Source organism: Curtobacterium sp. MCSS17_007, from assembly GCF_003234175.2.
GTDB lineage: Bacteria > Actinomycetota > Actinomycetes > Actinomycetales > Microbacteriaceae > Curtobacterium.
Map to the genome: position 1 here is coordinate 2,584,136 of NZ_CP126257.1, position 12,422 is coordinate 2,596,557.

Consider the following 12,422-nt stretch of genomic DNA (forward strand, 5'->3'; position numbering starts at 1 on the left):
GCGGGTGCTCTCCGTCTCCAGGGAAACGACGGAGGGCACCCGTCTCACCGCCCTGCGGTCAGTGGAACAGCTGCTCCCCGACGTACGAGCCCTTCCGCGGTGCCGGCGGCACGGCGAACACCCCGGACCCGATGTGCGACACGTACTCGTTCAGCCGGTCGGACGCACCGAGCTTGCGCTGCAGCCGGGTGAAGTGCTCCGGGTCGTTCGTGTACGCCGCGAAGAGCAGGCCGGCGTCGAGCTGGCCGTACTGGTTCAGCCCGTCGGTGTAGTTGTACCCGCGGCGCAGGATCTTCACGCCGCCGTTGTTCTCGTGCGCGGCGAGGGCGACGTGCGAGCGCGGGTCGATCGCCGTGTCCCCGGCCCCGCCGTGCGGTGCCCGGGCGTGGAAGTCGGGGGTCGTGTGCTCGGACCCTCCGGAGAGCGGCGCACCCTCGACCTTCGTCCGGCCGAACACCCGCTGCTGGTCGCTGACGACGTCGGCGTCCCAGGTCTCCAGGTTCATCCGGATCTTCCGCACCACCTGGTACGTGCCGCCGGCCATCCAGTCGGCCCCGCGGTCGAGCCAGACGAACCGCTCGTACTCGTCGTCGGTGGACACGTTCCGCGTGCCGTCCTTGAACCCCATCAGGTTGCGGGGCGTCGACTGCGTCGGACCTGCCGAGGCCCGGCCGAACCCGATGACCGTCCACCGCACGGTCGCGGTGCCCCGAGCCATCCGTGCCAGGTCGCGCACCGCGTGGTAGGCGACCTGCGGGTCGTCGGCGCACGCCTGCAGCGAGAGGTCGCCGCCCGTGAGCTGTGCGTCGAGGTTGTCGCTCGGCAGCGTCGGGATCGCGGCGAGGTGCGCCGGGCGCCTCGCCGCGAGGCCGAAGCGCTCGTCGAAGACACCGGGACCGAGCCCGACCGTGACGGTGAGCGACGCCGGGCCGAGGTCGAGCGCCTCGCCGGTGTCCGCGCCGACCCCGTCACCGTGGGCGGGCTCGACGCTGCCGATGGTCCGCCCCGCCTGCAGCTGCGCGATCGCGGCCGACCAGCGCGCGAGCAGCACCTGCAGCTCCGTCGCGGTCGACGCCGTCAGGTCGAACACCATGAAGACGCAGTGCCGCTGCGGCGTCGTGCGGATGCCGCCCTGGGGCTGTCGGGCACCGGTCGCGTAGAACGGGACCGCCTGGGACAGGTCGATCGACTCGTCGCCGTTCGCCGCCGCGGTGAACGGGTCCACCCCGGTGGCCACCGCGGAACCGGCGACCCCGGCGACCGCGCCGACCCCGGCTCCGGCGGCGGCGAGTCCGGCGCCGATCAGGCCGCGGCGGGAGAATCGGGAGTCGCTCACGCCGTCGCGACCTTCTCGGCGAGGCGGGACAGCGGGTCCTGCAGCGCCTGGACCTGCTGCGAGATGCGGTTGGCGTCCTCGGCCTTCGCGGCGTCGTCCCACGTGCTGAAGCCGCCCAGGGCGTTCGCGTCGCGGAAGCCGTCCATCATCGTGTTCGTCGCGTCGAACTGCGCGGCGATCTGCTTCGTCAGCGCCGGGTCGACCTTCGCCAGGCCCGGCTTGAGGTACGCGAAGGCCTGTCGGGCGCCCTCGACGTTCGCGGCGAGGTCGACGAGGTCGATGTGGCTGTACGCCTCCTCCTCCCCGGTGATCTTGTTCGACTGGACCTCCTCGAGCAGCCCGGCGGCGCCGTTCGCCAGGTCCTCGGGCTTGTACTCGAGCGACGGCACGCGCTTCGCCAGGAGTTCGACGTCGGCGGTCAGTGCCGCAGCCGTCTGCTTCGTCGACGCGGTGATCGCGCCAGCCTCGAAGAGGTCCTTCTCGACGGCGTGGAAGCCGCTCCAGCCGACCGCGTCGTCGAGGTTCGACGCACGCATGTCGATCAGGTAGTCCAGGTTGCCGGCGTTGTCGGTGGCCGAGAACCCCTTCTTGACGAAACCGTCGACGTCGCTCTCGACGTGCTCGTAGAACGGGCGGGCGGCGGCGTAGTCGCGCTTCGCGGCCTCGAGGTCACCCGCGTCCACGTCGTGCTGCAGCTGCTGCACGGCCGCCACCATGTCGGTGACCTGCCCGTCGACGTAGGTCGCGTAGCCCTTCGCACCGTCGGCCAGCAGGGTGGCGGCGCTGCTGTTCGCGCTCGAGGCGGCCTTGCCCGTGACGGTGAAGTCGGTGAGCTCGCGCTCCGCGCCGGGGCAGTACACCTGGTACTTCCCCCCGCCCAGCGTGGCGGTGAAGCGGACGGCGTCGAGCCCGGGGGCCAGGTTCTCCTTCTCGCCCAGGATGCGCTGGTCCTGCAGGAGCTCCACCTCGGTGATGGCGGTGGACGACTCGTTGTGCACCGTGAACGTGACGGGGCCCGCGGGGACCGTCGTGGTCGACACGGCGCAGGCGTCGGATCCGTCGTTCGTCAGGGTGATGGTGACGCGGGAGACCTTCCCGGTGCCGCCCGAGGCGTCGTCTGAGGGGGTGCCGGTCGAGCAGCCGGTCAGGGCGAGGGCGGTGACGGCGCCGAGGGCTCCGAGGGCGATCAGGGGGCGGGCGGCCAAGGGGTGGGCGGCGCGGGGGCGGGCGGTCCTACCGAACGGCATGGTCGAGGCTCCTTGCAGGGACGTCGGCGGGCGGTCCGCGCGACGGGTCGGTTCCGGGGGTGGTGGTCGGTGGCGTGACGGCACGACGGCGGTCGCGGAGGGCGAGCAGCGTCTGGGCGGCCGCGGCGACGAGGAGCGCGATCGGCAGCCAGGTGTCCCAGAGCCGCAGCTCGGCAGCGCGGGTCCGTGCAGCGGTCAGGTCGGCCGCGGCGCGGTCCACACGGTCGGTCGGGACCGCCCACACCGTGCGCTCGAGCGTCGTCGTCCGAGCGGCCGGGAGGCCCCCACCGCTCAGCGTGAGCACGTCGCGTTCCGAGCGGGTCGCGTCCAGGACGCCCCCACCGACGGTGGTCAGGGACACGGTGTCGCGGACGGCCCACCGGGCCGTGAACGGCCCGGGGTCCGTGCTCGGCGAGATGCCGACGGGGACCCGACCGAACAGGCCGACGAGGTCGTCGAGCGTCAGCGAGGTCGGACGGTCGGTCGCGGGGACGTCCTCGGTGACCTGCCAGCGGTCGGCGGCGACGCCGGAGCGGGTCACGCGGCGGTGGGCCGACGCGGGGAGGGTGCGTCGTGCCTCCCGGCCGGTGCCGGCGACGCGCAGGACCGCAGCCGCACCGTCGACGTCGGCCGTGACGGAGCGTGCGTCGCCGGTGACCGCGGCCGTGCGCGGCAGGTCGGCGCCCGTGCTCGGGACGGCCAGGGCCAGGACGACCGCCGTTGCCGCGAGGCCGGCAGCGACCGCAGCACGGACCAGTGGGACGCGGGCCGTCGACGGACGCCAGCGGGGCGGCCAGACCGCGATCGCCAGGACGGGCACGACGTAGAGCAGCCAGCCGAGCACCTCGATCACGCGCGGGTCGGCGGGGATGCCGAGCACGCCGGTGACCAGGGCGCCACGGAGCGATCCGTTCGGCGCGAGCCAGCCGAGGTCGACCGTGCGCTGCTGACCGATGACGATCCAGCCGGCCTCGTGGGCGTGCCGCAGCGCGGTCAGCACGAGGCCGCCCGCGACGAAGACGAGGAAGACGCCGGTGCCGGTGAAGAACCGGCCGAGGTCGAGGCGGACGCCGCCCGTGTAGATGCCGTACCCGATCGCCACCGCGACGGCGATGCCGATCACCGCTCCGAGGGCGGCCGACCCGGTGTCCGTCGACGCCTGGAAGGTCGCGAGGAGGAAGACCGAGGTCTCGAAGCCCTCCTTGAGGACCGCGAGGAGCGCCATGCCGGCGAGCGCCCACGACGTGCCCCGCCCGAGCGCGGTCGACGCGCTCGCCTGCAGGTCCCGCGACAGCGTCCGCGCGTGCGTGCGCATCCACACGATCATCCCGGTGACGAAGACCACGGCGACGACACCGATGACGGTCTCCATGCCCTCCTGCTGGGCCTGCGGCAGCGCCTGTTCGACGAGTTGCAGGCCGAAGCCGACGGCGATGCTCAGGGCGACCGCGAGCCCGACGCCGGCCCACATCGGGGCGAGGGGCGCGCGGTTGCGACGGAGGAACGCGGCGATGATGCCGACGATGAGCGTCGCTTCGAGGCCTTCGCGGAGGCCGATGACGAGGGTGGCGATCATGGCGAAGGTGAGGCTAACCTAACCGCGCCACGACCCGCCACTCCTGCGGCGTGGGGTTTGATTGTTCTCATGAACCTGCTGACCACCGAGGGCCTGGCGTCGGTCACGAACGTGCTCGACCTGGCCGGCGTGTTCGCCTCGGCACTGCTCGGCGGTTCACTCGCCCGCACCATGGACTTCGACCTGTTCGGGTTCCTCGTCGTCGGGTTCGTCTCCGGGCTCGGCGGCGGCATCCTCCGGGACACCCTGTTGCAGAACGGCCCGCCGGTCGCGCTCGTCGACCCGCTCTACCTGCCCGTCGCGATCGCCGGCGCCCTGGTCGCCTTCTTCGTGTCGTTCTCCGAGCTGACCTGGGACCGGCTGTTCACCGTCCTCGACGCCGCCGTCATCGGCTTCTGGTCGGTGGTCGGGGTGCAGCGCACCTTCGACGCCGGGCTCGGGTGGCCGACCGCGATCATCATGGGCACGATCACCGCCGTGGGCGGCGGGGCGATGCGCGACCTGCTGCTGCGGCGCGTGCCCGCGGTGTTCGGCGGGAACGCGCTGTACGCCACGGTCGCCGTCGCCGCGTCCGCCGTCATGGTCGTCGCGTCCTACCTCGGGTCGCCGTCCATCGGCATCATCGCGGCGATCGTGCTCTCGCTCGGGCTCCGGTACGGTGCCGTGAAGCGTGGCTGGGGCCTGCCGAACGGGCGCGAGTGGCAGCCGAAGTCGACGCTCGGCGCCCTCCTGCAGCGGGGACGACGCCTGCGCCCCGACGCGATCCGACTGCTCCGACGGCCCGGGCGGCGCACCGGTAGCGGCAGCGTGCACAGCGACCGGGAGACGCCCGGCGACGCCTGAGGCGCCCTGCTCGACTCCCGCTCCTGCACCCGCGTCCTGCGGACGGGTGGAGGTCACGGACTGTGCAGCGTCACAGCCGAGCGATACCATCGCTACCGCCGGGTATCGACCTGGTGAGCACCGTCCACCGACGCACCGACACGACCCGAACGTGCCGGTCCACCGGGACGGACGGAGCAGGGGGCTTCGCTGGTGCCGCGCGTGGTCGCAGCGCGCGGCGCGGCAGGTCCCCGACCGTTGCACGACCGGGTGCGACGCAGCCTGCACGCCACCACCGTGCCGGCATCGACAGTACGGCGCACCACCGCACGACATCGACGAGCACGGACCAGGACCAGATGAGCGACGACGCCGCAGCACCCACACCACGGACGCCTCGAGCCGAGGTCCGCGAACGGCTGCTGGCCGCCGGCGCCGACGTCTTCGCCGAGTCCGGCGTGCACGGTGCCCGCCTCGACGACGTCGCCGCGCGGGCCGGGTTCAGCAAGGGCGCCGTCTACTCGAACTTCTCGTCGAAGCAGGACCTCGTCGCCCAGGTCATGCAGCGGTCGACGAACCGGGTGCTGGCCGCGCTGCAGGAGGTCGTGCGCGAGGACGTCGCCGCGTCGAGCATCGCCGACGTCGTACGCACGGCGTTCGGTCGCCACGACCAGGGTCGGCAGTTCGCCCTCGTCAGCGAGCTCCGCGGCTACGCACTCCGGCACCCCGAGTTCATGCCCGAGTTCGTACGGCAGCGCCGGGAGCTGCAGGACGGGGTGCTCGACCTCGTGCGGCTGTGGTTCGGTGCGCACCCCGAGGTCGAACCCGGCATGCCGCTCGAGGACTTCGCGACGCTGCTCATCGGCGCGAACGTCGGGATCGTGTTCGACGGCCCCGCGCTGCCCGGGGTGGACCCGGGCGACGTCATCGCCGCGCTGGTCGACGCGGTCGTGCGCCCGCGGCGCTGAAGCGCAGCGGGCGCGAGGTCACGCCGGCCGCCGGCGCCGCCGCGCGCCCTCGTGGGACCAGGCGGACGACGGCAGCAGGCTCGGCGGGAACACGCGCGACCGCACCACGCGCCCACGGCGGACCGATGCGTCCAGGGCGGCACGGGCCTCCAGGACCGACCGCCGCAGCGACTCCGCGTCCACCGCTGCCGTGCCGTCCACCGCGAACCGCTCCACGTCGACCGCGTCGACCACCGCGCTCAGGTGCGGCAGCACCGACGCGGGCACGGTCCCGGCGAGCCGGCCGAGCACCGCACGGGCGGTCCGTGCCACGGCGGCGGCATCACCGGGCGGTGCCAGGCCCGGGGCGTACCCGTGGTCGGCGACGTCGTCGAGCACCTCGCGCCAGGCGTGCAGGGCCGGTGACCGTCCGGCACGGATCGCGGTGAGACGCCGTCGCCGCCGCAGTGCCCGGACCGCTCCCGGCGCGATCAGCACCGCCAGCAGGAGCAACAGTCCGACCGCGAGCCCGGCGACTCCGGGCCCGGAGGCCGTGGTCGATGCAGCGGCTCCGGCTTCCGGCGACGCCGAGGACGTCGGGGTCGGGGTGGGCGTCGCCTCGTCGGACGTGTCCTCGCCCGGCGCGGGCAGCGGCGTCTCGGACGGCGCCGGAGCCGGGGTCGCCGACGACTCGGTGCCGGCCTGCGCTGCCGCGTCCGAGGCGGGCGTCGGTTCGAAGGAGACCCATCCCGCACCCCTGATGTACAGCTCCGGCCACGAGTGCAGCTGTCGGTTCGAGACCGTGTACTCGCCGTCCTCGGTCTGGTCGCTGCTCGCCCGGTAGCCGACGGCGATGCGCGACGGGATGCCGAGCGTGCGCGCCATCACCGCCATCGACGACGCGAAGTGCACGCAGTACCCCTGACGGACGCGCAGGAACGTGTCGATGACGTCCATGCTGTCGCCGTCGTAGCCCTGCTCGACGGGGGCCGTCTCGGAGTACGTGAACAGGTCGCTCCGGAACCACTGCTCGAGTGCGCGGGCCCTGGCGTAGTCGTTCGGCAGACCGCCCGCGACCCGCTGCGCCGCCGCACGGATGTCGCGCGGCAGGTCCTCCGGCAGCGACAGGTCGGTGCGGAGCTGCGCGTCGCTCGGCGCGGAGAACCCGCGACCGTCGGTGCGTCCGAGGATGCCGCTCGCCGCGATGGCGTCGAGGTACTCCCCCGACGACGTCGACGCACCGAAGGCCTGGTAGGTGGAGCCGCGCTGCGTCGACGGACCGGTCGAGCGAACGGTGCTCGAGTCGCCCATCCACCGCCACTGCGACAGGTCGAGGTTCGTCGACTGCGACTCGAGCGACACGGCACCGGCCGGCACCGGCAGGTAGTTGCTCGACAGGCCCGTGATCCGCACCGTCAGGTCGCCGCGGCTCGCCAGGCGCGGGTTCACACCGACGGCCCACTGCTGCTGGTCCGCGGTGTCGGAGGTGCTCGCGTCGGTCACCGTCGGCACCCAGTCGCCGCTGCCGAACTCGTCGAGGTCGGCGAGCTTCAGGTACTCGGGCTGCCCGTCGGCGGTCCGGTACCGCAGCACCTCGATCTCGTTCGGCTGCCGGAGGTCGCGGCCCAGTTCGAGCAGCGTTCCCGGGCGACCGGGCTGGATCGGGGACTGCAGCGCCCCGGTGACGCCGGACAACCAGCTCGCGTTGAGGGGCACGAGCGCGGGCAGGCCCACGGCGACCACGAGGCCGATCGCCCCGACCACCGCCGCCGGGAACGCGCGTTGCACCGGGCGCACGGACAGCCACAGCAACCCGAGGAAGGCTGCGCCGACCAGGACGACGAGCACCGGGGACGCGGGCTCGCCGGTCACCACACCGGGCACGATGAGCACCACGAGCGCCGGCACGGCGGCGAGTGCCACGGTCGGCGCGATCGCCGCCAGGAACAGGGACACCCCGGCGACCCAGGCGATGGCGATCGTGACGACGAGCCGGATCGCGTCGGTCTGCGGCAGCGGGGCCGGGTTGAGGCGGATCGCCGCCAGGGCCTCGCCGAGCGCGCCCTCGCGGTCGAGCCACCCGAGCGGGTGCACGTCGTTCACGACCGCGGCCACGCACGAGCCGACCACGAGGGTCGCGACGAGGGCGATGAACCGCACCCCGGGTGCGCGACGACGGACGGCCAGGACGACGGCGACGAGCACGGCCGTGAAGACCACGCCGGAGAGCCACCAGGCGGAGCCCTGCACGAGCGGTCGCATCGCCAGTGCGGCGACCAGGACGGGGAGCGGTGCGAGCGCGACGACCCACGGGCTCGGGACGTCCGAGCGCTCCGTGGGCCGGGCGGACCCAGCGGGCGGGGTTCCTGCGCCGATGCGGGCACGGTCGGTGGTCGAGGTGCCGCTCACCGGACGCTCCCCTGGTTCTGCGCGCCCGGCACGGGCACCACGAGGGTGCGCCAGCCGGCGCGGTCGAGGATCCCGCGCACGACCGGGTCGGGCGGCACGATGGTCGCCAGGATCCCCCGGCTCGACCCGCTCGTGGCGGAGACGAGCTCGGCGGCCTGCTCGGCGGTGCAGCGGCCGGTGACGACGGCGGTCATCCCGTGCACGTCACGCCCGTGGACCTCCGGCAGCACGTCGGTCACCGATCGGGCGTCGGACCGCACGCGGACGTCGGCGAGCCCGACGAGCACGTCCGTCAGGCTCCCGGCGTCGCCGGCGTGCCGGGAGCTCGTCGCGACGGCGTCGCTGACGAGCACGACGCGGGAGGTCCGTGCACTGAGTGCCCGCGCGACGCTCGCCGCCACGACGACCGCGTGCTCGAACGCGGCGTCGCCGCCGAGGTCACTCAGCTCGGCGAGGTCGTCGCGACCCAGCGCCTGGTACGACTCGCGGCGGACGTCGATGGCGATCACCGCCTCGGGCGGCTGGGCCTGCGTGGTCTGTCGGACGTGCAGCTCACCGCGGCGCGCGCTCTGTGCCCAGTGCACGCGCCGGATCGGGTCACCCTGCCGGTACGGTCGGAGCTCGCTGTCGTCGGCGGAACCGCCCTGTCCGACGCGGCCCTCGTCGGCGGACACCGCGCCGGCGAGCGCCCCGGTGTCGATCGCGGCCAGGGGGGTCGACGCGGGGACCACCACGACCTCCTCGGCGGCGACGACCGGACGGTCGATGCGCAGCAGGCCGAACGGGTCCTCGACACGGATCGTCACCGGCCCCACGAGCGTGCGGCCGCGGTGCACCGCCAGCGCCTCGACGTCGAGGACGGCGGGCGGCTCGTGCGGTCCGACGAGTGCGTAGGTCTCGGCGTCGGACACGCTCGCGAAGGCGTCCTCGAGCTGCTCGCGTACGAGGAGCGTCGTCCGTGGTCCGATCGGCAACGACGTCCCCCGCAGGGTGATCCGCTCGCGGTACACCTCCCCGACCTGGACCACCGCCCTGGACGTCGTGCGCGTGGCCCGGAGCGGGGCGGCGACCACGAGCGCCATCACCACGCCGAGCACGAGGAGCACGACGAGCAGCAGCCCGGCGGACACCGCGATGCTCGTCGCCGCGACGAGGCCCCCGCCGACCAGGGCGATCCCCGAGCCGAGCACGGTCCACCCACGGGCGGTGGGGCGCGGGAAGGGCGTCCGCCGCAGCAGCCCCGCGCCGCGTCGGCCGTACCGGAGCGCCCAGGACCGCACCGCGCCGGCGCGCAGCGCGAGCGTCGAGGGTCCCCCGCCGTCGGACATCAGGACCGGACGGCGGCGGAGGCGAAGGGCACGGCGGTGTCGGACACGATCCGGACCACCACGTCGCGGGCCGTGTCCTCGGCAGCGCCGCCGAGGCCGCGGGCGACCGGGACCAGTCGGTGGGCGAGGATCAGCGGGGCGAGCTGCGCCACGTCGTCCGGCGTGACGAACGGACGGCCGAGCAGTGCGGCGTGGGCGCGCGCGGCCTGGGCCAGGTGCAGGGTCGCACGGGGGCTCGCGCCGAGGACCAGGTCGGGATGCGAGCGCGTGGCGCGGACGATGGCGACGATGTACGCCTCGACGTCCGGTGCGACGTGCACCCCGCGCACCGTGTGCACGATGGCGCGCAGCGTCGGGACGTCGACGATCGGACGGAGCGAGGACAGCGGGTCGTGCGTCCCGCGTGTCGCGAGCATCTGCCGCTCGGCGTCGGCGCTCGGGTACCCCATGGCGATGCGCGCCATGAAGCGGTCGCGCTGGGCCTCGGGCAGCGGGTACGTCCCCTCCATGTCGATCGGGTTCTGCGTCGCGACGATCATGAAGGGCGACTCGAGGGGGCGTGTGACGCCGTCGACCGTGACCTGCGACTCCGCCATCGCCTCGAGCAGGGCCGACTGGGTCTTCGGGCTGGTGCGGTTGATCTCGTCGCCGATGACGACGTTCGCGAACACCGGTCCGGGCGAGAACCGGAACGTGCCGGAGGACTGGTCGTAGATGTTCACGCCGGTCACGTCCGACGGCAGCATGTCCGAGGTGAACTGGATGCGGTTCACCGAGCCGCCGACCGAGGCCCCGAGCGCCTTGGCGAGCACGGTCTTGCCGACCCCGGGGACGTCCTCGACGAGCAGGTGCCCCTCGGCGAGCATGACGGTGAAGGCGGTGCGGATCGCGTCGACCTTGCCGTCGACGACCGTGGAGACGGCCGCGACGACGTCGTCGCCGACCGCTCGCACGTGTTCGATCGGGAAGGCTTGGTCGGTCGGGTCCGGCACGCAGGCCTCCTCGTCTCGGGACAGGTGTCGTGCATGCTACATCGGCGCGGTGACAGGCTCCGGGGATGCGGCACCGATCATCCGCGGGACACACACCGGGCCCGGTACGGCCGGACGGGAGGCGCGGTGCGGACTCGCACCGCGCCTCCCGTCCGCGGATCGTCGCGTCACGCTCGTGCCGGTCGTCGACCGGGCCGCGCCTCCGTCGTCAGCCGGGGAGCGCCTCCGTCGTCAGCGACCAGAGCGCGACGCCGTGCAGGCCGAGGCGCTGCGCCAGGGCGACGCGCACCCGGTAGGAGCGGGCGTCGGACCAGTGCAGCTCCCGGCCGTCGGCGAGCGTCGCGCTCCACTCCCCCGTCCGCTCGGACCACCGCGCGGCGCCACCGGCGAGGCGACGCGCCCGTGCAGGGGACACCTGACCGGCGTCGCGTCCGCCCCAGAGGTACCCGTACCCGGCGATGCCGAGGTCGATGCGCTCGGCGGGGACGCCGAGGTGCTCCGCGGTCTCGACGACCCGCTCCGCCCAGGGCAGTGCTCCGACCGTGCCCGGCTCGCTCCACGGACCGTGCTGGTCGTAGGTCATGAGCACGAAGCGGTCGACGTGCTCGGCGAGCGCCGGGAGGTCGTACCCGGTGTCGCGGAACCCGGCGGCCGACGTGGAGGCCATGACCGCCATCGTGACGGTCGACCCCGCCCCGAGCTCGTCGTGCACGGCCGACTCGAGTGCGGCCGCGAACGCGACGAGTCCGGCCCGGTCGCGCGCGCGGAGCGACTCGAGGTCGATCTGCACGCCGTCCAGGTCGTTCCGCGCGGCGAGTACCGCGAGCTCGCGTGCGACGTGGCGTCGGGTCGCCGGGTCGGCCAGCAGCGCCGTGCCGGTGTCGGGCGAGAAGTCGCCGAGGGACTCGGAGAAGTTGCTGACGAGCAGCTCCGCCTCGGCACCTCCACGGTGCGCGGTGCGGACGAGCGAGCGGACCTCGTCGGGCAGGGCTGCCAGGCCGGCACCGTCCTCGGTCAGGGTGACACCGTCGATCCCGATGGTGGCGGCGTGCTCGGTCGCGGCGCGGACCCGGGCCGCGGCGGTGCCGGGTTCGACGTACGCCTCGACCACCGGACCGGACGTCCGGGGTGTCACGGCACACCCGCTGAGCGCGGTCGTCGCGAGGACGACGGCGACGGCGAGTGCGGGCCAGCGGATCACCCGCCAACGGTAGCCGAGGGAGGGACGTGCTCCACGGCTGACGACCGGCCCCTCAGGCCCGGGCGTGCTCGAGCCGTTCGACGGCCTCGGCGAGCGCCTCGAGCTCGGGGACCCCGCGTGCGTCGGCGAGCGCGGCTTCGAGCGCCGCCGCATGGATCGGGGCGGCCTCGTCGAGCAGCGCCTGACCGGCGTGCGTCAGCTCGGTGTACAGGCCCCGCCGGTCGTCCGCGCAGAGCACCCGGGTGAGCAGGGCGCGCTCCTCGAGCCGGTTGACGAGGCGGGTGGTGGCACTCGGGCTGAGCGCCGCCGCCCGGGCGAGCTGCTGCATCCGCATGTGGAAGCCGTCCTGTCGGCGGAGGGCGTCGAGCACGGTGAACTCGACGACCGACAGGTCGACGGCGCGGAGCGCACGTTCGAGCCGGGTCTCGATCGCGGCGTGCAGGGCGGCGAGGGTGCGCCAGCCGTGGGCGCGGACGGCGACGGACGTGTCGTCGACGGACATGGTGCCTCCTGGTGTGGGTGAACCGTTGCTTGCTTGCGCGGATACACCGCGCGTGCAACCAT

10 protein-coding genes are annotated in these 12,422 nt (G+C 73.9%); 2 read left to right on the top strand and 8 right to left on the bottom strand.

The annotated features are described in order from the left end of the window. Nucleotides 1-58: 58 nt before the first annotated feature. Genes DEJ22_RS12230 through efeU form a run of 3 tightly spaced genes read right to left on the bottom strand, consistent with a single transcriptional unit; the run spans nucleotide 59 to nucleotide 4,159 of the window. Nucleotides 59-1,336: a Dyp-type peroxidase gene (locus tag DEJ22_RS12230; protein ID WP_111227740.1), complete on the bottom strand. Its 1,278-nt coding sequence runs from the start codon at nucleotides 1,334-1,336 to the stop codon at nucleotides 59-61. After that, a complete protein-coding gene (gene efeO / locus DEJ22_RS12235; protein WP_284174730.1) occupies nucleotides 1,333-2,583 on the bottom strand; it encodes an iron uptake system protein EfeO in 1,251 nt (416 codons plus the stop codon). Before efeO ends, DEJ22_RS12230 begins: the two co-directional genes overlap by 4 nt. Continuing rightward, on the bottom strand, nucleotides 2,570-4,159 hold the full coding sequence (efeU, locus tag DEJ22_RS12240) for an iron uptake transporter permease EfeU (protein ID WP_111227738.1): 1,590 nt from the start codon (nucleotides 4,157-4,159) through the stop codon (nucleotides 2,570-2,572). The genes efeO and efeU overlap by 14 nt, the downstream gene beginning before the upstream one ends. Nucleotides 4,160-4,228: 69 nt before the next feature. Between efeU and DEJ22_RS12245 the strand changes: the two genes are divergently transcribed. Together DEJ22_RS12245 and DEJ22_RS12250 are read left to right on the top strand one after the other, a co-directional pair. Beyond that, nucleotides 4,229-5,002 (top strand): trimeric intracellular cation channel family protein, encoded by a 774-nt coding sequence (locus DEJ22_RS12245; RefSeq protein ID WP_111227737.1) that lies wholly within the window; start codon nucleotides 4,229-4,231, stop codon nucleotides 5,000-5,002. Between the two features lie 338 nt (nucleotides 5,003-5,340). Next, nucleotides 5,341-5,949 carry a TetR/AcrR family transcriptional regulator gene (locus tag DEJ22_RS12250; RefSeq protein ID WP_111227736.1) on the top strand — a complete coding sequence of 203 codons (609 nt, stop codon included), beginning with the start codon at nucleotides 5,341-5,343 and terminating at the stop codon, nucleotides 5,947-5,949. Nucleotides 5,950-5,967: 18 nt separating this feature from the next. Here the strand turns inward: DEJ22_RS12250 and DEJ22_RS12255 are convergent, their stop codons facing one another. The 5 genes from DEJ22_RS12255 to DEJ22_RS12275 form a co-directional block, all read right to left on the bottom strand. Further along, nucleotides 5,968-8,337 carry a transglutaminase TgpA family protein gene (locus tag DEJ22_RS12255; RefSeq protein WP_111227735.1) on the bottom strand — a complete coding sequence of 790 codons (2,370 nt, stop codon included), beginning with the start codon at nucleotides 8,335-8,337 and terminating at the stop codon, nucleotides 5,968-5,970. Further along, nucleotides 8,334-9,665 (bottom strand): DUF58 domain-containing protein, encoded by a 1,332-nt coding sequence (locus tag DEJ22_RS12260; protein WP_111227734.1) that lies wholly within the window; start codon nucleotides 9,663-9,665, stop codon nucleotides 8,334-8,336. The genes DEJ22_RS12255 and DEJ22_RS12260 overlap by 4 nt, the downstream gene beginning before the upstream one ends. After that, nucleotides 9,665-10,657, bottom strand: coding sequence for an AAA family ATPase (locus tag DEJ22_RS12265; RefSeq protein WP_111227733.1), 993 nt, complete (start codon nucleotides 10,655-10,657; stop codon nucleotides 9,665-9,667). The genes DEJ22_RS12260 and DEJ22_RS12265 overlap by 1 nt, the downstream gene beginning before the upstream one ends. Before the next feature lie 208 nt (nucleotides 10,658-10,865). Continuing rightward, complete coding sequence (locus DEJ22_RS12270) at nucleotides 10,866-11,858, bottom strand: glycosyl hydrolase family 18 protein (RefSeq protein ID WP_181430921.1); 993 nt, start codon at nucleotides 11,856-11,858, stop codon at nucleotides 10,866-10,868. Between the two features lie 52 nt (nucleotides 11,859-11,910). Beyond that, a complete protein-coding gene (locus DEJ22_RS12275) occupies nucleotides 11,911-12,360 on the bottom strand; it encodes a MarR family winged helix-turn-helix transcriptional regulator (protein ID WP_111227731.1) in 450 nt (149 codons plus the stop codon). Nucleotides 12,361-12,422 lie beyond the last annotated feature (62 nt).

Coding starts and splice junctions, on each gene's coding strand:
- DEJ22_RS12250 (WP_111227736.1), top strand. CDS start 5,341: ATGAGCGACGACGCCGCAGCACCCACACCACGGACGCCTCGAGCCGAG.
- efeU (WP_111227738.1), bottom strand. CDS start 4,159: ATGATCGCCACCCTCGTCATCGGCCTCCGCGAAGGCCTCGAAGCGACG.
- efeO (WP_284174730.1), bottom strand. CDS start 2,583: ATGCCGTTCGGTAGGACCGCCCGCCCCCGCGCCGCCCACCCCTTGGCC.
- DEJ22_RS12260 (WP_111227734.1), bottom strand. CDS start 9,665: ATGTCCGACGGCGGGGGACCCTCGACGCTCGCGCTGCGCGCCGGCGCG.
- DEJ22_RS12275 (WP_111227731.1), bottom strand. CDS start 12,360: ATGTCCGTCGACGACACGTCCGTCGCCGTCCGCGCCCACGGCTGGCGC.
- DEJ22_RS12245 (WP_111227737.1), top strand. CDS start 4,229: ATGAACCTGCTGACCACCGAGGGCCTGGCGTCGGTCACGAACGTGCTC.